Origin of the sequence: Pseudomonas sp. SIMBA_067 (genome assembly GCF_046534675.1) — a bacterium.
GTDB classification, from domain to species: domain Bacteria; phylum Pseudomonadota; class Gammaproteobacteria; order Pseudomonadales; family Pseudomonadaceae; genus Aquipseudomonas; species Aquipseudomonas putida.
The window spans coordinates 338083-357243 of record NZ_JAWRYH010000001.1 but is presented as its reverse complement, the minus strand read 5'-3'; the positions used below and the strand labels follow the sequence as shown (position 1 = coordinate 357243).

23 protein-coding genes are annotated in these 19161 nt (G+C 62.4%); 14 read left to right on the top strand and 9 right to left on the bottom strand.

Annotated elements, in window-relative coordinates:
- Positions 1–7: 7 nt before the first annotated feature.
- The 3 genes from SB765_RS01725 to SB765_RS01715 all read right to left on the bottom strand — a co-directional run bounded on the left by SB765_RS01725 (position 8) and on the right by SB765_RS01715 (position 2665).
- A complete protein-coding gene (locus SB765_RS01725; protein WP_410930815.1) occupies positions 8–955 on the bottom strand; it encodes an ornithine cyclodeaminase family protein in 948 nt (315 codons plus the stop codon).
- Positions 952–1953, bottom strand: coding sequence for a threonine/serine dehydratase (locus tag SB765_RS01720; protein WP_341795536.1), 1002 nt, complete (start codon positions 1951–1953; stop codon positions 952–954). Before SB765_RS01720 ends, SB765_RS01725 begins: the two co-directional genes overlap by 4 nt.
- Before the next feature lie 106 nt (positions 1954–2059).
- Positions 2060–2665: a transcriptional regulator gene (locus SB765_RS01715; protein ID WP_341795537.1), complete on the bottom strand. Its 606-nt coding sequence runs from the start codon at positions 2663–2665 to the stop codon at positions 2060–2062.
- A gap of 238 nt (positions 2666–2903) precedes the next feature.
- Here SB765_RS01715 and SB765_RS01710 point away from each other — a divergent pair, with 238 nt between their 5' ends.
- Positions 2904–3890 carry a DNA-binding protein gene (locus tag SB765_RS01710; RefSeq protein WP_341795538.1) on the top strand — a complete coding sequence of 329 codons (987 nt, stop codon included), beginning with the start codon at positions 2904–2906 and terminating at the stop codon, positions 3888–3890.
- A 55-nt stretch (positions 3891–3945) separates the two neighbouring features.
- Complete coding sequence (locus tag SB765_RS01705; RefSeq protein WP_241801080.1) at positions 3946–4110, top strand: DUF6021 family protein; 165 nt, start codon at positions 3946–3948, stop codon at positions 4108–4110.
- A gap of 95 nt (positions 4111–4205) precedes the next feature.
- On the opposite strand, the gene SB765_RS01700 is transcribed toward SB765_RS01705, so the two are convergent.
- Both SB765_RS01700 and SB765_RS01695 read right to left on the bottom strand, forming a co-directional pair.
- Positions 4206–4457 carry a hypothetical protein gene (locus SB765_RS01700; RefSeq protein ID WP_341795539.1) on the bottom strand — a complete coding sequence of 84 codons (252 nt, stop codon included), beginning with the start codon at positions 4455–4457 and terminating at the stop codon, positions 4206–4208.
- A gap of 8 nt (positions 4458–4465) precedes the next feature.
- Entirely contained in the window at positions 4466–4966 is a 501-nt protein-coding gene (locus SB765_RS01695; protein ID WP_410911653.1) for a DUF4142 domain-containing protein, read from the bottom strand.
- 152 nt (positions 4967–5118) lie between these two features.
- Between SB765_RS01695 and SB765_RS01690 the strand changes: the two genes are divergently transcribed.
- Positions 5119–6687, top strand: a complete 1569-nt coding sequence (locus SB765_RS01690; protein WP_341795541.1) for a sensor domain-containing diguanylate cyclase — start codon at positions 5119–5121, stop codon at positions 6685–6687.
- 22 nt (positions 6688–6709) lie between these two features.
- On the opposite strand, the gene SB765_RS01685 is transcribed toward SB765_RS01690, so the two are convergent.
- Together SB765_RS01685 and SB765_RS01680 are read right to left on the bottom strand one after the other, a co-directional pair.
- Positions 6710–7219 (bottom strand): GNAT family N-acetyltransferase, encoded by a 510-nt coding sequence (locus tag SB765_RS01685; protein ID WP_410930814.1) that lies wholly within the window; start codon positions 7217–7219, stop codon positions 6710–6712.
- A gap of 17 nt (positions 7220–7236) precedes the next feature.
- Positions 7237–7950, bottom strand: a complete 714-nt coding sequence (locus SB765_RS01680) for an MgtC/SapB family protein (RefSeq protein WP_410930813.1) — start codon at positions 7948–7950, stop codon at positions 7237–7239.
- Between the two features lie 397 nt (positions 7951–8347).
- Between SB765_RS01680 and SB765_RS01675 the strand changes: the two genes are divergently transcribed.
- Positions 8348–8815 carry a beta-carotene hydroxylase gene (locus SB765_RS01675; protein WP_258911904.1) on the top strand — a complete coding sequence of 156 codons (468 nt, stop codon included), beginning with the start codon at positions 8348–8350 and terminating at the stop codon, positions 8813–8815.
- Between the two features lie 78 nt (positions 8816–8893).
- On the opposite strand, the gene SB765_RS01670 is transcribed toward SB765_RS01675, so the two are convergent.
- Positions 8894–9787 (bottom strand): bile acid:sodium symporter family protein, encoded by an 894-nt coding sequence (locus SB765_RS01670; RefSeq protein WP_410930812.1) that lies wholly within the window; start codon positions 9785–9787, stop codon positions 8894–8896.
- Positions 9788–9971: 184 nt separating this feature from the next.
- Between SB765_RS01670 and SB765_RS01665 the strand changes: the two genes are divergently transcribed.
- The 9 genes from SB765_RS01665 to SB765_RS01625 all read left to right on the top strand — a co-directional run bounded on the left by SB765_RS01665 (position 9972) and on the right by SB765_RS01625 (position 17763).
- A complete protein-coding gene (locus SB765_RS01665; RefSeq protein WP_341795544.1) occupies positions 9972–10832 on the top strand; it encodes a Dyp-type peroxidase in 861 nt (286 codons plus the stop codon).
- 89 nt (positions 10833–10921) lie between these two features.
- Positions 10922–11833, top strand: a complete 912-nt coding sequence (locus SB765_RS01660) for an aldo/keto reductase (protein ID WP_341795545.1) — start codon at positions 10922–10924, stop codon at positions 11831–11833.
- Positions 11834–11837: 4 nt separating this feature from the next.
- On the top strand, positions 11838–13121 hold the full coding sequence (locus SB765_RS01655; protein WP_410931052.1) for an NTP/NDP exchange transporter: 1284 nt from the start codon (positions 11838–11840) through the stop codon (positions 13119–13121).
- 147 nt (positions 13122–13268) lie between these two features.
- Entirely contained in the window at positions 13269–13445 is a 177-nt protein-coding gene (locus SB765_RS01650) for a general stress protein (RefSeq protein WP_016499654.1), read from the top strand.
- Positions 13446–13505: 60 nt separating this feature from the next.
- Positions 13506–13703, top strand: coding sequence for a hypothetical protein (locus SB765_RS01645; RefSeq protein WP_016499655.1), 198 nt, complete (start codon positions 13506–13508; stop codon positions 13701–13703).
- A gap of 18 nt (positions 13704–13721) precedes the next feature.
- Complete coding sequence (locus SB765_RS01640; protein WP_410930811.1) at positions 13722–15053, top strand: iron-containing redox enzyme family protein; 1332 nt, start codon at positions 13722–13724, stop codon at positions 15051–15053.
- Entirely contained in the window at positions 15053–16006 is a 954-nt protein-coding gene (locus SB765_RS01635; protein ID WP_410930810.1) for a methyltransferase, read from the top strand. Before SB765_RS01640 ends, SB765_RS01635 begins: the two co-directional genes overlap by 1 nt.
- Positions 16007–16012: 6 nt before the next feature.
- Positions 16013–17119, top strand: a complete 1107-nt coding sequence (locus SB765_RS01630) for a carboxylate-amine ligase (RefSeq protein ID WP_410930809.1) — start codon at positions 16013–16015, stop codon at positions 17117–17119.
- Between the two features lie 56 nt (positions 17120–17175).
- On the top strand, positions 17176–17763 hold the full coding sequence (locus SB765_RS01625; RefSeq protein WP_410930808.1) for a nucleosidase: 588 nt from the start codon (positions 17176–17178) through the stop codon (positions 17761–17763).
- Positions 17764–17900: 137 nt separating this feature from the next.
- Here the strand turns inward: SB765_RS01625 and SB765_RS01620 are convergent, their stop codons facing one another.
- Positions 17901–18317: a hypothetical protein gene (locus tag SB765_RS01620; RefSeq protein ID WP_341795550.1), complete on the bottom strand. Its 417-nt coding sequence runs from the start codon at positions 18315–18317 to the stop codon at positions 17901–17903.
- Positions 18318–18561: 244 nt separating this feature from the next.
- Between SB765_RS01620 and SB765_RS01615 the strand changes: the two genes are divergently transcribed.
- A complete protein-coding gene (locus tag SB765_RS01615; RefSeq protein WP_410911642.1) occupies positions 18562–19113 on the top strand; it encodes an ATP-dependent Clp protease proteolytic subunit in 552 nt (183 codons plus the stop codon).
- The last annotated feature ends 48 nt before the right edge of the window (positions 19114–19161 follow it).

Below are 19161 nucleotides of genomic sequence, written 5' to 3'. Positions count from 1 at the left end.
TGTGGCTTCAGGTGCTCAGTGCAGCCAGGGCGCAGCTCGCAACTTGAGCATCCTGCACAGCCACGCCGGTCAGGTCTGCCAGGGTGATCTGGCCGTCGTGCTCGCGCCCTTTGGTGCGGCCGGCCAACAGCGCACCCAACTCGATCAGCTGGTTCGCGTGTAGCTGACCGCTCTCGAGCGCGTGAGCCACTTCGCCGTACTGGCTGCACTGGGCGACCGAGTCGACGATGATGCGGTCTGCCCTGGCCACCAGTGCCGGGTCCAGCTCCTGCTTGCCGGGTGCATCGGCGCCGACGGCAGTGATATGCGTACCCGGTTGGACCCACTCGCTGTGCAGCAGCGCCTGGCGGGAAGGGGTGGTGCAGACAATCAGGTTTGCCGCGCCCGCGACCTCTGCCGCATCCCGTGTGGTGCGAACCTCAAAGCCCAGTTCACGGGCAAATGCTGCATAGGCCACAAGCCCGTTTTCATGCCGGCCCCAGACAATGGCCTGGCGGCAATCGGTAACGGCGCGCAGCTGTTCAAGCTGCATCTGCGCCTGCATGCCGGTGCCGAGGATGCCAATGGCCTTGACCTCGGCCGGTGCCAGCAGCCGGGCAGCGATACGCCCGGCCAGCGCGGTGCGCATCGCGGTCAGCCAGCCTTGGTCCTGCAGCAGTGCCAGCGGCTGCCCGGTGAGCGCCGAGAGCACCAGCATCAGGCCATCGTTGCTCGGCAGGCCCTTGGAAGGGTTGTCATAAAAACCGGTTGAAAGCTTGACGGTGAAGGTAGGGCTGCCTTCGATGTAGGCCGATTTCACGCAGCAGTCACCGTTCGCCGCTTGAAATGCGAAGGCCTGCACGGGCGGCACCTGGACCTTGCCGTTGGAGTAGGCGATGAAGCCTTCTTCCAGCAGGCTAACCGCCAGCTCGGGATTGAAGCTGGCGGTGATCTGCGCCTTGCTGAAGACTTTCATTGCACGGCCTCGAGGAATTTTTCCAGCACGATGTTACGGCCGCACAGGATCACTGCGACACGTTTGCCCTGATAGCGCTCGGCGAGCTTTTGCATGCCGGCGACCGCAACCGCTGCAGCGCCTTCGATGATCCAGCGTTCAGTGCTGGCGATAACGCGCATGGCGGCGCGAATTTCGTCTTCGCTGACCAGTACGGTATCGGTGAGCAACGCCTGGCACAGCGGCAAGGTGACAGCGCCGGGCTCGACGCCGCCAGCTGTGCCGTCCGACAGCGTTTCGCGGGCGTCCACCTCGACAATCTCTCCGGCCTTCAGGGATCGCTCCAGTGCAGGGTCATTCGCCGGCCAGCAGCCGATTATCTCGGTACCCGGCTTGAGTACGCGCAGGGCGGCACCGATGCCGGCAATCATCCCGCCACCGCCGACGGCGACAAACACCGCGTCCAGGTCGGGTGCCTGCTCGAACAACTCCATGCCGATGGTGCCCTGGCCGGCAATGACTTGCAGGTCGTTGTAGGGGGACACGAACGGTACACCCTGAGCCTTGGCTTGCCTGGCTGCCTCCAGCTCTGCACTTAGCGGGTCCGTGGGCAGGCAAAGCACTTCGGCGCCCAGCGCACGCATCGCCTCCAGTTTGTATGGCGAGGCGGAAGTGGCGGTGTAGACAGTCACTGGCACGCCAGCCGTTTTGCCGGCCAGTGCAAGTGCCTGCCCGTGGTTGCCGGAAGAGGCAGCGATTACCCCGCGCTTGCGTACTTCGGTCGGCAGCAGGCGGATCTTGTTGCTGGCGCCACGGAACTTGAACGACCCCGTGTGCTGCAGGTGTTCACATTTCAGCAAGACTTCGCAGCCGCTCAATGCCGACAACCGGGCGCTGTAGGTGAGTGGTGTAATGCTGACGGCTGGGCGCAGTGCGCTGTGTGCTTCCTTGATGGATTCGTAGAGTGCATCGAGGTAAAGGCTGTCGGCAAAGGTCGGTGAAGCTGTAGTGGCTGGCATGCTGTGCTCCTTATGGAATATTTGTCCACAGTAGAATAATTATCCATGCCAGGCAAGTGCACGAGCACGCCCGCTTGGCGACCTCCTGTCGGTCACGGTCGCACTGCTAGGTCTTCAGCTCTTTCAGGTACTTGTACACGGTGGCCCGGCCCATGCTCAGCACGTTGGCGACATAGTCAGCACCACTTCGCCCTTCGAACGCGCCTTCGGCGTGCAGTGCCTGCACGAGGCTGCGCTTGTCCTTCATCTGCAGTGTCTGTAGCGACAGGTTGCGCGCTTGCAGCCACGCGTGCAGGAAGGTGTTGATACGTTCCTGCCAGTCGTTGCGGAACAACGAGTCAGGTTGCGGTACCAGCCGGCCCATCTGGAAGAACGCATCGAGCGCCACACGGGCTTGCTCCAGTACCGACACGTTCAGATTGATGCACATCAGGTGCTCGGCTTCGCCATCTGCGTTGCGCAGGACGGTACTGATGGAACGGACCTTCTGGCCATTCCAGTTGAGCTTCTCGTACGGGCCCAGGTTGGCACCGTCAAGCAAATCGCCCAATTCGTGATCGATCGCCGAATCATCGCCCAGCTTGCGCTGGGAGAAGTTGTTGGCGATGTGCACCACCGTCTGGCTGCGCAGGTCATGGACGATGACTTCAGCGTGCGGGTACAGCAGCAGGGCGATGCTGTCGGCGATTGCCTTGTAGTTTTCCAGGTTCATTTTCTGTCGGTGATCAGTGCTGGACGCCCATGGTGGCGGCAAAGCGAAACCGGCACAAGGTCGTGCCCTGCGCCTTCCGTACGGCTGCCAGCGTCGAAAACAACAGCATTTTGCTTATCACATACGATAAGCCGTGATTATTCCATGTCAGGAACTGTTTGCAGCAGCGATTGGATATCGCCATAATCAGTACGTAATTACATGGTACATAACACAGTACAAAATCGTAGGAGCAAGCATGGCCCGGGGCGGTATCAACAAGGTGGTAGTGCAGCAGGCGCGTCAGGCGCTGATTGCCCGGGGCGAGAACCCCAGCATCGATGCCATACGTATCGAGCTGGGTAATACCGGCTCCAAGACCACCATTCACCGTTACCTGAAGGAGTTGAACGGCCAGCAGCCGGTGGCTTCCGAAGGCGGCGCCGCGCTGAGCGATGTGCTGAGCCGCCTGGTCGGGCAACTGGCAACCCAATTGCAGGACGAGGCCGACCTGACGATCGAGCAGGCCGAAAGCAACTTCACTCAACAGCGGGAAACGCTTGAAGCGCAGCTGGAGATTGCCCAGCAGGCGCTGGCTGCAGCGCATCAGCAACACAAAATCGATGCAGCGGCATTGGCCGCCGAGACAGAAAAGCTGCTGTCCACACAAAGCACCCTGCAGGCCGAACAGCTGCGCAGTGCCAGCCTCAACCAGTCACTGGGCGAACTGCAGGTGCGTCTGGCTGACAAGGACGAACAGGTCAAATCGCTGGAAGACAAGCATCGCCATGCCCGCGATGCTCTGGAGCACTACCGCAATGCCAGCCGTGAGCAGCGCGAGCAGGAGCAGCGCCGCCACGAAGCGCAGTTGCAGCAGATGCAGGTGGAAGTGCGGCAGTTGCAGCAGGGCATGATCGTCAAGCAGGATGAACTGACCCGCCTGCACCGCGACAACGAGCGCTTGTTGGGCGAACACCGCCAAGCGGCCAGCGAGTGCCGGGCGCAGGACGAGTTGCTGGAGCAACGCGATGCGCAGATTCAGGGCTTGCGCACGATCCTGGCCCAGGCTCAAGGCGCCAGCGAGGAAATGCGCCGTCAGCTGGATGTGCAGGCGCAGAGCCTGGAGGCCAGACGAGACCTGTGCGCCGAACAAGCGCGGCAATTGCAGCGCTTTGAGGAACAGTTGAAGGAACGGGACCAGGCGCTGGCGCAATGTCGCGCACAGCTGGCACCCGTTGGAGATTAATCAAACTTTCCGTGGCTGGCGTGTTCTTCCTTTGACACTCACGGGAGAAAACGCCATGCATGATTCTGAGCAAGTACGCAAAGAGGGGCCCCACTCGACGGAGCAGTCGGATAAACCGGACGACCTTGGTTTCGACCCTGATTCCCCGGATGTAGACGACCCACAGGTGGACCCGCAAGGGCCGGCCAAGGCGCCCAGAGACATTGAAAAGGACAAGTGAGTGCGGCTATGCCCAGCGCTCCAACAGCGTCCTGCTAGCTCATTGAGCTAGCAGGTTTGCCGTAATAGCGGCCTTAGGGCCCGACGGGCGAGTATTCAGGCGTCAGCTTTTCGCGCTGCTTCGACCCCCGACGCCGACAGCTTGATCGGGTAGTGCACGCTGATCTGGTGATCACTACCCACTACCACGCTGCCGTCGTGGATCAGGCCTGCTTCCTGCAGTGTCTTCAGCATGCCGGCCACCGCTTTCTCACCGCGGTAGTTGTCCAGCACTTCCTTGCCCAGCCCTTCAGGGTGCGCATGCAGCAGGCGGGTAAGCACTTCGGTTTTCAATGCATCGTTACTCATGGCGAGCCTCACTTGGCGTGCTTGGCCTGAAGCGCCTTGGCATGCTCCAGGTGCTGTTCGAGTTTAGGCAGGGTTTCGCTGGCAAAGGCCTTCAGCTCGGCCTTGTCGGACGATGCAGCCTCTTTCTTGAACAGTTCCACCGCTTTTTCGTGAGCGTCGACCTGATTGTTGAGGTACGACTTGTCGAACGACTCATCACGCCATTCCAGGATCATTTTCTTGACCTTGTCAGTCATGGCTGCCTCGTCCGGAACGGAAATGTCCAGCTTGCGGGCGATGTCGCCGAGTTTCTGGTTGGCCTGGGTGTGGTCAGTGACCATTTGCTGGGCGAACGTCTTGATTTCGGCATTCTGGCTTTTTTCCCTGGCCAGATTACCGGTGACCACTTCGGCAATGCCGGCCTCGGTGGCCGCATCGACGAAGTCGTCGGAGCTCGCCGCCAGTGCGTGCACCGATGCCAGGCCCAACACCATGGAGAAACCAACGCGCTTGATGAAGAGATTGCTCATGCTTCACTCCTTAAACCGTGGCGCGACCTCAATGTCGCGTACAGTTGAGGGTGACGGTGAGACAAAGGTTTAATCTTTTTCGCCTCCGGTTTCGTCTGTGGGACGCTGAACTATAGTGAAAGGCGGCGAACGCGGTATGGCCAGGGACTCCAATGGGCGCAGCCAGGAAACAGGATGACGACGGACTTTTCGCGCTAACAGGCGAGGGCCGCGCCGTGGGGCTGTTCCGCCTGGTACTGGCTTTCATGTTGGTAGTGATGCTGGCATTTGTGCTGGTGGAAGGCTGGCGCATCTGGCGTGACTACCGATACGCCTACAGCAATGCCGAGAACATGGTCAGCAACCTGGCCCGTGCCACGGCGCAGCATGCCGAGGACGCTATCCGCCAGGTCGACGCCATTACCGCTGCCTTGGCCGAACGCCTGGAAGGCGACGGTTTCGAGCGCATCGACCGGCCGCGCCTGCATGCCTTGCTGGTGCAGCACAAACGCATCATGCCGCAGTTGCACGGACTGTTCGTTTACGGCCCGGATGGAAGCTGGATCGTTACCGATCAGCCGGCAATCCCGCCCAACGCCAATAACGCCGACCGCGACTACTTTGCTTACCATCGCAACCACACCGACCGGGGGGTACGTATCGGTTCGGTGGTACGCAGCCGTTCGACCGGCGATCTGATCATTCCTATTTCCAGGCGCCTGGAATATGCCGACGGCAGCTTCGCCGGTGTATTGCTGGGCACCATCAAAGTGGAATGGTTCGTGCGCTACTACGGCGACTTCAAGATCGACGAACGCGGCGCGTTGGTGCTGGCCAAGCGCGACGGTACCATCCTGGTACGGCGCCCGTTCGTGGCACAGGTGGTAGGCCGCAGCCTGGCCAACAGCGAGATTTTCCGTAACCACCTGCCGTATGCCGCAGAAGGGGTAGCCGAGGCGGTCGCGGTGATCGATGGCACGCCGCGGCTGTATGGCTATCGCGCGTTGTCCAGCTACCCGCTGGTAGTGGAGGCGGGCTTGTCGCGTGAATCGATCATCGCGCCCTGGCGGCATGATGCAATCAAATCGGTGGCGGTACTGTTGCTGTTACTGGTCGGGCTGGCCGCGTTCGCAGGTGTGGTGCTGCGCCAGTTGCGCGAGCGCATTGCCATAGAGCGGGCGCTGCTCCAGGCACATCAGACACTGAAAGCGCTGGCCTTGACCGACAGCCTGACCGGGCTGGGTAACCGACGCCGGCTGGATGCGGTGTTCGAGTCAGAGCTGCGCCGGGCCCGCCGCCAGGGCTATTCGGTGGCGCTGGTGATGCTCGACCTGGATTACTTCAAAGCCTATAACGACCACTACGGGCACCCGGCAGGCGACCACTGCCTGCGGCGCTTTGCCGAGGTGCTGCGACAGGCCTTGAAGCGGCCCGCCGACCTGGCTGTGCGCTATGGCGGCGAGGAGTTCACGCTGTTGTTGCCCGACACCGATGGCCGTGGGGCAGAGGCGCTGGTGCAGGAGCTGCAGCAACTGTTACACCGACAGATGCTGGAGCATGCGGCCAGCCCGTTGGGACGGGTATCGTTCAGTGCGGGGATCGCAGTGGGCGACCTGGCGCGGGAGGGCGTGACTGCTGAGGCGCTGGTCGCGGCGGCAGATCGGGCGTTGTACCAGGCCAAACAGCAGGGGCGGGACCGGTATTGTGTGGCGGGGAGTGTAGTGCTGGGCGTTGATTCGTGATCTGGCTTTGCGCCCCCGACGGCTAACGAGCAAGGCAGAGGCGCATTGCACATCGCCCTTGCAGACCGTGAGCGTGCTCACTGGCAAGAATGCCCCGGAGTCGTTCGCCCAGCAGCCCCTCATCGATAATTTCAAACCCGAACCGTGCATAAAAAGGCGCATTCCAGGGTACATCGACAAAGGTGGTCAACGTCAGCTCGCCCACACCTGCGCAACGCGCTGCATCTGTGACTTGCTGCAGCAACCGGCGGCCGACCCCTTTTCCTTGGGCTTCCTGGCGCACCGATAGCTCATGAAGGTGCAGTGCCTGGCCCACAAGCCGGGCACATGCAAACCCCACAATGCGCCCGGCAGGATCCTCAGCCACCCAGCTACCACCTGCCTCGACGAAAGCCCTGTGCGCAGCGCAATCCATCACATCACCCTGGGCCAGCCAGGCCAGTCCCGGCCAGCCGACAAATGCCTGGGCTGCCGAACGCTCGATGTCCGGCAGGGATGGAACATCATGTTCAAGGGTAGGGCGGATAAGCATGAATCACTCCTGTCGTTCTAGTCCGCCGCCAACACCTGCGGCTGTAATTGCCAGCGCACCGAGCTTACGCCTTTTTCCAGGCTGACCCGGCTGACCAGCCGCTCCAGTTGCGCCGGTGCCTGCGCAGTGCCCAGCAGTTCGGCGCGCACTTCCAGGCGCGCAGGGGGGGCCAGGTCTTCGCTCTGCAGTGACTGCAAGCGCAGCTGCGGATCGCCCAGGCTATGCAGCATCAGGCTGCGCACCTGGATTTCGTCCTCGGCGCGGCAGACGATGCGCACTTCGAAGTGCTGTTCCACTTCGCTGGCCGGCACCACGTCCTGTCGGTCCAGGCGCTGGGCGATATCACGCAACAGGATATTGGCGCATAGCACCACCAGGCTACCCAATGCTGCCTCCAGCAACAGCCCCAAGCTACACAGCACGCCGACCGCAGCCGTGCACCACAATGTGGCCGCGGTGTTCAGGCCGCGCACGTTGAAACCATCGCGCATGATCACACCGCCACCGAGAAAGCCAATACCCGACACGACATAGGCGGCGACGCGCGACGCATCGGCAGGCGCCATGCCTGGCACCGCCTGGGTCATCAGCACGAACAGACAGGCACCGGTACTTACCAGCGCATTGGTGCGCAGCCCGGTCAGGCGTTGGCGCAATTGCCGTTCGGCGCCGATCAGTGCTCCGAGTAGCAGGGCAATGCTGACGCGCAGCAGAAATACTTTCCAATCCATAGCAAACCTCTTCCGCAGGCACACGCCCGCATGAACGCCATCAGTTGGCGTGGTTGAAAAACCAGAAAAATGCGCAGGACCACGAGGAGGGGAGAAGAAGCGGGGGTTACAGGAAACCACCGTCTTGCCAGAGCGGCCAGACAGTGCAGGAAACTGCCGGGCTAGCGCGCCACGTGGGCCTGTCGCAAGCGACTGGGGCTACTGTCCAAGGCAGGTCTCCTGTTGAGGAAGGCAAAATTGCGTCGCGGACCATACGCCGCGTGGCAGAGCAGGTCAAGGGTGAAAACATGACGATGGCTTCATCCGTGGGTGGCCTGCAACCGGTCACGCCCGCATGGAAAAAAACCTGGGCAGCCGGTAACCTTGCGCCTCCCTTTGCCATCCACCGGACCGTTCCATGCTGTTCAATCTCGCCGTATTGTTCGGCACCCTGGTGGCCATGGAGGGCGTTGGCACGCTGGCTCACAAGTACATCATGCATGGCTGGGGCTGGTGGCTGCACCGCTCGCACCATGAGCCACACCTGGGCATGCTCGAAACCAACGACCTGTACCTGGTGGCGCTGGGGCTGATCGCCACAGCGCTGGTCGCCTTGGGCAAAAGTGGTTATGCCCCTTTGCAGTGGATTGGTGGCGGGGTGGCGGGGTACGGCATGTTGTATGTCGTGGCCCACGACGGGTTCTTTCACCGGCATTGGCCGCGCGCGCCACGGCCGGTCAACCGGTACCTCAAGCGGCTGCACCGTGCGCATCAGTTGCACCACGCGGTGAAGGGGCGCACGGGGAGTGTGTCGTTCGGGTTTTTCTATGCGCCGCCGTTGAAGGTGTTGAAGCAGCAGCTTCGGCGCGAGCGGGGCCAGCAATAACGACCCGGGCGGTTGGCTCGGCCCCTTGCAGGAGCGGCCTTGTGCCGCTCCTGCAAGGGGCAGTGCAGGTCTGCACCATCAATTTGCGGTTTCACCCTCGGGCTGCGCGGCCACATGCCCGCGGCTCACCCACCAGCCAAACCCTGCTGCCGTGAAGAACATGATCAGGCTGTAAAGTGCCGCCGGCACCGCCATGGTCGGGTTGTTCAGCAATGAAGGGCTCAGTGCCAAGGCAATCGCCAGCGTGCCGTTGTGAATACCAATCTCCATGCCGATGGCAATTGCCTGACGTTTGGGGATGTTCAACAGGCGCGGCACCCAGTAGCCCACGGCCAGGCTCAGCAGGTTGAACAACAGCGCAGCAAGGCCCACCACCGGTGCGTACTCGACCACGGTCTGCCAATCCTTGGCCAGCGCCAGGACAATGGTAAAGGCCAGGAACAGTGCCGCCACCAGTTTCATAGGCTTCTGCATGCGTGTGGCAAAAGCAGGGACGTAATGGCGAATCAGCATACCCAGGGCGACCGGCAGCAGGACAATTGCGAACACCTGCAAGACCTTGGCAAATTGCAGTGGAATGGCCTGGTCCGAGGCCATGAACCAGCTCAGCGACAAGTTCACCAGCAACGGCATGGTCAAAATCGCGATCAGCGAGTTGACGGCCGTGAGCGTGATGTTCAACGCCACATCGCCATGGGCCAGATGGCTGAACAAGTTGGCCGTGGTGCCACCCGGCGAAGCGGCCAGCAGCATCAGCCCCACCGCCAGGGCCGGCTCCAGGCCAAAGCCGTTGGCGATCAGGAAGCACACCAGCGGAAGCAGCAGAATCTGGCAGGCCAGGCCCACCACCACTGGCTTGGGGTACTTCACCACACGAGCGAAGTCGGCCAGGGTCAGCGACAGCCCAAGGCCGAGCATGATGATGCCCAAGGCAAGCGGCAGAAAGGCGGTGAGCAAGGGCGAGGCAGTCATGGGCAGTCTCTCGGGCGAACGATCTCGAGCAGTGTAGGTCGAGCCTGATTGATAGCTAATCGCAAAGGGCCAGCTATTGGTAACCGTTTGTTACCAACTGCGGCAGTTGGCGAGGCTGCATGCCGCATTGCAGCAGGCCTGCAGGCGCAGTAGCATTCCGCTTTTATCCGAGGATTAGCCTGTCATGCCGTTCCAGAAAGGGCTGCTTGCCACCCCGGTGCCGGCCCATGCCCGTCACCTGTTTTTCACCCTGCAATCACCCGAGGCGCTGCCCGCCGCTCTGGATGCCTTGCTGCCACAGGTCGATGGGGACCAGCTGATCCTGGGTGTCGGTGCACCGCTGGCCAAGGCCCTGGGCCGTGCTGTGCCTGGCCTGCGAGCTTTCCCGCTGCTGGACGCCGCCGTGGAGAACCCCAGCACCCAGCACGCGCTGTGGCTGTGGCTGCGCGGTAACGAGCGCGGCGATCTGCTACTGCGCGCCCAGGCCCTGGAGCACGCGCTGGCACCAGCCCTGCGCCTGACGGACAGCGTTGACGGCTTCCTGCACCGTGGCGGCCATGACCTGACCGGCTATGAAGACGGCACCGAAAACCCGGTGGACGAAGACGCTGTGCAGGCAGCCATTGCTGCCGACGGCTCCAGCTTTGCGGCGTTTCAGCTGTGGAAGCACGACCTGGAGTACTTCAAGTCGCTGCCCCAGGCTGACCAGGACAACATCATCGGCCGCCGCCTGAGCGACAACGAAGAGCTGGACGATGCGCCCGAGTCTGCGCACGTCAAACGCACCGCCCAGGAAAGCTTTGACCCCGAAGCATTCATGGTCCGTCGCTCGGTGGCCTGGGCAGACCAGCGTGGCGCCGGCCTTGCCTTCGTTGCCCTGGGCCACAGCTTCGATGCATTTGAAGTACAGCTGCGGCGCATGAGCGGCCTCGAGGACGGCATCATCGACGGCCTGTACCGCTTCAGTCGGCCACTGACCGGTGGCTATTACTGGTGCCCGCCGATGGGCGAGACGGGTGTTGACCTGAGCCTGCTGCTGGCCTGATCACTAAACATCCAGATACAGAAACACCTGCCGGCACGGGATAGTGCGGCTAGCCTTGAAAGTTTCCGATTCATGACGGGAGCTTTTCCATGTACGCACGTCGCGATGTCCTACGCGCGGGTGCCACGCTGGGGGTGCTGGCCGCCGTCAGCCCTTGGCTGCACGCCGCCACCCCGGCGGGTTTGCTGACCCGCAAAGTACCGTCCACCGGTGAGGCGTTACCCGTGATCGGTGCCGGTACTTCCGGCAGTTTTGAGGTACAAGCCGACTCGGCCCAGTATCAGCAGCTCAAAGCGGTGCTCAAGGCATTCTTCGAAGGGGGCGGCCGGGTGATCGACACCTCGCCCAACTACGGCGGTGCCGACAGCATCCTCGGGCAGTTGCTGGAAGAGGGCGGCTGGCACAGACAGTGCTTCATTGCCACCAAAATCGCCGCCGACAGCCGTGCCGACGCCGAAGCGCAATGGGCTGACAGCCTGAAGAGCCTGCGCACCGACAAGGTCGACTTGCTACAGATCCACAACTTGCGTGACTGGCAGACCCAGCTGCCCTATGCCCGCGAGCTGAAGCGGCAGGGCAAGACCCGCTATGTCGGCATAACCCATTACCTGAACAGTGGCCAAGACGAAGTCGCCCGTATCGTGCGCAGCGAGCCGCTGGACTTCATTCAGATCAACTATTCGGTCAATGCCCCCGACGCTGCCCGCGAACTGCTGCCGCTGTGCCAGGACAAGGGCGTTGCGGTGCTCATCAACCGGGCCTTCGACGATGGCCGCCTGTTCGCCAAGGTCAAGGACCTGGCGTTACCCGGCTGGGCTGCTGAGGCAGGCATTGGCAGCTGGGCGCAGCTGTTTCTCAAGTTCGCCATCAGCCACCCGGCAGTGACCACGGTAATCCCCGCCACCGGCCGACCCGATCGCCAGCTCGACCAGCTCAAGGCCGGACAAGCACCCATGCTCACCCAGGCGCAGCAACAGGCGCTGATCAAGCAGTTTGCCTGACATCATGCAAGGCTGGCGGCGGCGCCTGGACCAAGGGCTGAACATTCAGCCCGGCGAGGGGCCAGCAGTAATCGCCGGTCTGATGCTGTTCTACCTGCTGTTCACCGGCTACTTCATGCTGCGCCCGGTGCGAGAAACCATGGGCGTCGCCGGTGGTGTAGACAACCTGCAATGGCTATTCACCGGCACCTTCATCGCCACCCTGGCCTGCCTGCCGCTGTTTGGCTGGCTCGCGTCAAAGGTGCAGCGCAGGTATATCCTGCCTTGGACCTACGGTTTCTTTGCCAGCAACCTGTTGCTGTTCGCGGCGCTGTTTGCCGGCAACCCGGACGATCTTTGGGCCGCCAGAGCCTTCTACATCTGGCTATCGGTTTTCAACCTGCTGACCATTTCCCTGGCCTGGAGCGTGCTCGCCGACCTGTTTTCCACTGCGCAGGGCAAGCGCCTGTTCGGCCTGCTGGCCGCCGGGGCCAGCCTGGGCGGGCTCAGCGGCCCAATCCTTGGCACCTTGCTGGTGGCCCCCCTGGGCCATTCCGGGCTGCTGGTGCTGGCCGCAGTGTTTCTGCTGGGCAGTATCGGTGCCGCGCTGTTCCTGCAGCGCTGGCGACTGCGCCACCCACTACCTGAACAGGTCGAGCGGGCGGGCTCGCGGCCCTTGGGTGGCAACCCGTTTGCCGGCGCTACCGCCGTGTTGCGCTCCCCGTATCTGCTGGGCATCGCTTTGTTCGTGGTGTTGCTGGCCAGCGTCAGCACCTTCCTGTATTTCGAGCAGGCGCGCATCGTCAGTGAAACCTTCACCGACCGCACCCGGCAAACCCAGGTCTTCGGCCTGATCGATACGGTGGTGCAGGCCCTGGCCATCCTGACTCAGGTATTCCTCACCGGGCGCCTGGCCCGGCGCATGGGCGTGGGGGTGCTGCTGGTGGCGGTGCCGCTGGTAATGGCAGCAGGTTTCCTGTGGCTGGCACTGGCCCCGGTGTTCGCAGTATTCGTGGTGGTGATGGTGGTGCGCCGGGCCGGCGAGTACGCGTTGGTGCGGCCAGGGCGGGAGATGCTGTTCACCGTGCTGCCCGCCGAGGACAAGTACAAGGCCAAGAACTTCATCGACACGGTGGTCTACCGAGGCGGCGATGCCCTCAGCGGCTGGGTCAAGCGTGCGCTGGACGTAATGGGTGAGCACCCGCAACTGGCGATGCTGATCGGCGCCGTGATTGCCTTGGGCTGGGCTGCGACCGGGAGCTGGCTGGGCCGCCGCCAGGCCCATCTGGATAACCCGCCGCACGACTGACAGGCGCACCAAATATGGCGTTGCCGCTTATTTAACGCCGCCGGTCCGAACCCTTCGCAATAAAACGAATCCCGCGATATCGCCGAACTCCCAACCTGTGTACGGCAGCTTGCCGTGCATTCCGAAGTCATACGAGGTTTGAACACCATGGCCACTAAAGACAACAGCCGTACCGGCAACCAACAAGGCAGCCAAGGCGGTAACAAGAACCCAGGCAACTTCGCCAACGATCGTGACAAGGCTTCCGAAGCCGGACGCAAGGGCGGCCAGTCCTCTGGCAAGGACATGCCGCACGAGTCGGGCCGCAAGGGCGGCCGCTCGTAATTGACCGACGCGCAGTGCCGGGGCGACCTGGCACTGCAATCAGCCAAAGGGGGAATACCCATGCGACTGACTCCACTGATCATCCTCATGGGCTCGCTGACTTTGGTCGGCGGCTGCTTTGACCGCGACAATGACCACCCGGGCAAGGATGCCGACCCCAGCAAGCCATCACTGCAGATGCAGCAACCCGATACAAAGCCGGCACCGCAGCCTGCGCCCGACCCGGAACCGATGCCGGGGCAGAAACCGAGCCAATAGGCCCACAAGGAGTACGGCATGAGGGTGATGAACCGCGACACCGCTCCAATGTTGCCAATGACCGCCGAGCGGTCCAGCGTGCAACAGCGCTATCAGGCAATGCTGACAGGCCACTATGACGGCAGCGACGCATGGCTCGACGAACAACTTTCACGTGCTGCACGTTTGCCGGATGACCTGCCTGACTCACCTTCGAATTTGCCAGCCTGGAGCGCGAGGTGCGCTGGCGATGTCGCCGCCGGCTACGCCGACTACCTTGAGCAACGCCGGCAAGGCGCACCACGCCGCTTCTTTACCTGCCGCGCCCATGCGCTGTGGTTTCTGCAACAGGTTGCACCGACCAAAGCGGTGGATGGAGCCTGGCTGCACGGCACGCTGCAGCACTGGGGCGACCCACGTTTTCACGGTCTGATCCGGACTTACCTGGAAGAGCTTGGCAATGGTGACCCGCGTTGCAATCATGTGCTGATCTACCAGCGTCTGCTGGGTCGCCTGGGGTGTGTAGAGGCGATGCCACTGGACGATGCACGGTATCTCCAAGGCAGCCTGCAGCTGGCCCTGGGGCAGCATTGCAACACGCAGCTGCCTGAGGTCATTGGCTATAACCTCGGCTATGAACAACCACCGCTGCACCTGCTGATCACCACTTACGAGCTGGCAGAGCTGGGCATCGACGGCCAGTACTTCCAGTTGCATGTGACGATCGACAATGCCGCCAGCGGCCACGCTCAGCTATCGCTTCAGGCCCTGCGCCAGCTCAGCCCCCATCACGACCAGAAGGCGTTCTACAACAGGGTGCGCAACGGTTATCGCCTGAACGAGCTGGGTATTGCGGCAGCTGACCTGATCCGCCAGTTCGACCTGCAGGATGAACTGTTCGCAGCCCTGGAACGCAAGCGTATTTACGGCCAGTTCATGCATGCCGACCGCTGCCGCCTGCAGCAGCGCACTATCAATCAGTGGTTGGCCACACCCGGCGCCATGCCCGAGTTCGTTGCCGCGTTGCAGGCCCAAGGCTGGATTGTGCGGGGCCAGGACCCGGCCCACAGCCGCTGGTGGAAGCTGATCGAAGGGCCCACGGCGGTGATGTTCGGTGTGTTCAACAGTTACGAGAAACAACTGTGGCACGACTGGATCGCCGACACCTGGCGGCCCACGATCCGCCGTGTAGCGCCCGGTAGCTGGGGCCTGCCCGAATCCCCGGGGGAATCACAAGGCGAAATGCCCGGTGAAGCAGTCGCCGCGTTGATAGGGCGCATGGCCGGCAACCGCCATGCCACACCAGAGGGCCTGGCGGCGACCCGGGCATACATTCGCACCACCGGGCTGCTTCAGGAGGAACCCCGCTGATGATGCTTGATGCCACACAAGTCGAGGCCGACCAGGCGTTGCTGCAACTGGGCCAGCGGTTACGCGCGGACGGCTACCGATTTACCTGCGTGACACCCGCGACCCACAGCCGCGTCAATGCCCGCGAGGGTTCCGGACAGGCCAGCAGCTTGCGCGACGTGTTCGGCTGGAGCCGACCTTTCGCCCCAGGCCTCGTATCAAATGATGAACTTAAGTTGCTCGAACGCGCGCAGGTGCTGGTCCCAAGGGGCGAACTGCTGGGCAGTGCGGTGCGCTGGTCCAGCCTGGACGACCTGCTGCTGTTGCATTCAGCGTTCCCCACCGACGCCAGCGATGCGGTGTTCTTCGGCCCGGACAGCTACCGCTTTGCCCAGGTCATCCACCAGCACCTGCAGCACCACCCCATGCCGGTCGAGCATGCAGTCGATATCGGCTGCGGCAGCGGGGTGGGTGCGCTGCTGATCGCTCGCGCCGCTCAGCATGCGCAGGTCAGCGCCGTGGACATCAACCCCTTGGCGTTGCGCTACGCCGCGATCAACGCGGCGCTGGCGGGGGTGAGTAATGTGTCGATAGCGCCCAGCGACCTGCTGGACGGCATCACCGGTACGTTCGACCTGATTGTCGCCAACCCGCCATACATGCTCGACCGCAGCGCCCGCACCTATCGCCACGGCGGTGGTGCGCTGGGCGCTGAACTGTCGCTGCGCATCGTTGAGCAGGCATGCGAACGCCTGACCCGCCACGGCACCTTGCTGCTATACACCGGCGTGGCCATTGTCGATGGCCGCGACCCCTTGCTCGAAGCTGTCCGCTTGCGCCTGGCGGGGCCACAATGGGCCTGGGTGTACCGCGAGATCGACCCTGACGTGTTTGGCGAGCAACTGGCCGAACCGGGGTATGAGCAGGTCGAACGCATCGCCGCCGTGGCGCTCACGGTAACCCGTCATCGCTGAGGCAACATGGCCCGGGCCTGCACATTTGGCATCGAGGAGGAATACCTGCTGGTGAGGCTGGACTCAGGACAGGTCCCTGCGACACCGTCCCCTGCGGTAATTGGGCGTTGTCGCGAAGTGCTGGGCCAATACTTTGCCCAGGAGATGTTCCGCAGCCAGATCGAGCTGGCCTCCCCGGTGTTCAGCAACCTTCATGAAGCACGTGAGTTCTTCCAGCAGAGGCGGCAGCGTTTGAGCGTGGCGCTGGCCGAGGAGGGGATGGGACTTTACGGTGCGGCCAGTCACCCCAGTGCCGCCTGGCTGCGGCAGAAGGCTGCAGCCCCGGCACATTATCAGCAACTGTTCGATGACTACCGGCATGTGGCCCGGCGAAGCCTGCTCAACGGCTTGCATGTGCACGTTGGTGTTCCGCCAGGTTGTGACCGCATGCAACTGATCAACCGCTTGCTAGGCTGGTTGCCGTTGTTGCTGGTACTGAGCACCTCGTCGCCCTTTTGGGCTGGCCAGCGTACCGGCTACATGAGCTACCGCCGAGTGATTTGCGGGGAATGGCCGCACATGGGTTTGCCCGAGGCCTTGCCGGACTGGGCCGCCTATGAACGCTACCGGGCCTTGTTGCAGCGAACCGGTGCCTTGGCTGTGGATGGCGACTTCTGGTGGGCCATTCGGCCTTCGCGGCGCTTCCCGACGGTAGAGTTGCGTATCTGCGATGGCTGCCCGCGACTGGAAGATGCCCTGTGCATCGCCGCGCTGTTTCGCCATTTGGTGGAGCACGCCATTACCGGTCGCCATGACCTGTTGCCCAGCAACCGCGAACTGCGCTGGATCGCCCAGGAGAACTATTGGCGCGCCATGCGCTATGGGCGCCATGCACAATTCATCGGTATGCACGAGCAACAGCCAGTCACGGCCGAAGGCTGGCTTGGCCAGTTGCAGGAGCAGGTGCCGGTCGACAGCGTGGATGCCGAGCGTGCCTGTCAGCATGCCCGGCACCTGCTGCGCGACGGCACCCATGCCGACCAGCAGTTGCACCGCCTGGCACAGGCCATCGAGGGCGGGCTCGACAAGGCACAGGCGCTGCAGGCCGTGGTGGCGGCCGGGACTTGCAATTAGCCGGGGTTGGCCGACAATGGCCGCGCCCCTTGCAGCCACGCGGAAACACCTGCTCCATGATGCTGATCAAGCAATTCCCCGACATTTCCCTGGATGACACGCTGTTCGTCTTCGCCCTCGAGGCCGAGGCTGGCGATGTCTTCACAGAGGTGAACACCGTGTTCACCGGCATTGGCAAAGTCAATGCGGCGATCGCACTGACCAAGGCGGTTGCAACCCGCAGGCCCAGACTTATCGTCAACCTTGGCTCGGCGGGCAGCCAGCGCCATGGCAAGGGCCAGGTGGTGTGCTGTAACCGTTTTGTACAACGCGACATGGACGTGACACCGCTGGGCTTTGCCCGTTACGAAACACCCTTTTCGGATATCCCGGTAGTCCTGGAACATGGCGCAGCAATCCCCGGCCTGCCGTTGGAAACCTGTGGCAGCGGTGACAGCTTCGAAGTCAACCATGGCGACGCGCCTTATGATGTGGTCGACATGGAAGCCTACGTGCTGGCGTTGATAGCGCGTAACGAAGGTATTCCGTTTGTGTGCCTGAAATACATTTCCGATGATGCCGGCAGCGATGCCGCAGGGGATTGGGCCGTGCAGGTGCACCTGGCGGCCGAGGCATTCAAGCGGGTGTTGTTCAGCCAGGTTTGAGCGCTGATCGAAAACGCGGTGGATGGCACCGGCGTTGCCGGTGTTCGCGGCTAGAGCCGGTCCCATAGCGCACCCGCTGACTTGCAGTTGATGAGCAAGCTAGTTGCTGCGACAGGGACAGGCATGGGTTAGAAGATTCAATGAGTCTGCCAGACACCGTTGTTACGCTCGCAGTCGGTTCGTGCCTGGCCCAGGCTGGGAGTATCGTAGTAGTAGGTGATCACGCGGGCATCCTTGGGCAAAGCCGGCTTGTCGCCACCGACGGCTTTGGGATTGGCCAGCGCTTCCTGAGTCAAGGGCGCGATGCAGCTGCCAACGCTGCCATCCGCACAGCGCTCTACCTTGCGCTTCTCGCTATTAAGCATGTCCTTGCTCTCGTTGCTGCACGACCAGTTGATCGCTTCTGCAGGCAGATTGCTGTAGCTGTAGCAGGTGTGCCGGTCCACCGGCGTTACCGCATCGCTGGAGGAGCGGGTCAGCACATTGCAAGCTTCGGCCAGGGCTTGGCCACTGGCCAGGCTTGCAACCATCACCATCAGCACAGAAAAGCGCATTTTCCACCTCCAGGGCACAGGGCCCTCGTCAGGTCCTCAAGACGGTCCTGAATCGGTCGACTCGTGATCAGTAGCGGAGGTTCAACGCGCTTGACCAACGGAGAGACCGATGCCGGGTTGAACTTTGCAGCCCCTGGCGTTTCCACCGCATATCAGGCTTTAGGAAGGTCAGCCTTGGCAGGTGGCCGGGCAGGGTGACGATACCCAGCAGTGCAAGGGATGCCTGCCAACCCTGGAGGAAAGCATGGCCAGACATATCATTCATTTCACCGGGCCGATCAATTCGTCGACCTGTGGCAACCTGATCAACACCTGCTCGCGGGCGTTGCAACAGGGCGCCGGGATCCTGCAATTGAACATCGCCACCATGGGCGGCGAATGCAGTTACGGGTTTACCCTGTACAACTTCTTGCGGGCATTGCCGGTAGCGGTGCATACCCACAACCTGGGCACGGTGGAATCCATGGGTAATATTCTGTTCCTGGCGGGGGAGCGGCGCACGGCGTGCAGCTTCAGCAAGTTCCTGTTCCATCCGTTTCACTGGACCTTGCATGGTTCGGTTGACCATGCGCGGATGGCCGAATATGCAATGAGCCTCGATTACGATCTGGAGTTGTATGCGCAGATCGTTGCCGAACGGACCGAGGGTGCGGCGCAGGTGCTGGATGTGCCGCGATACCTGATGGCCCACCCGCGAATTCTGAGCCCACGCGAGGCCCTGGAGAACGGGATGATTCATGCCATCGACGAGATGCCGATCGAGCCGGAGTCAGTTCAGTGGAGTGTGCATGCCTAGCGTTTGCCTTTGCGGGCCTCTTGGCAGGTAAACCCGCTCCCGAGGTTC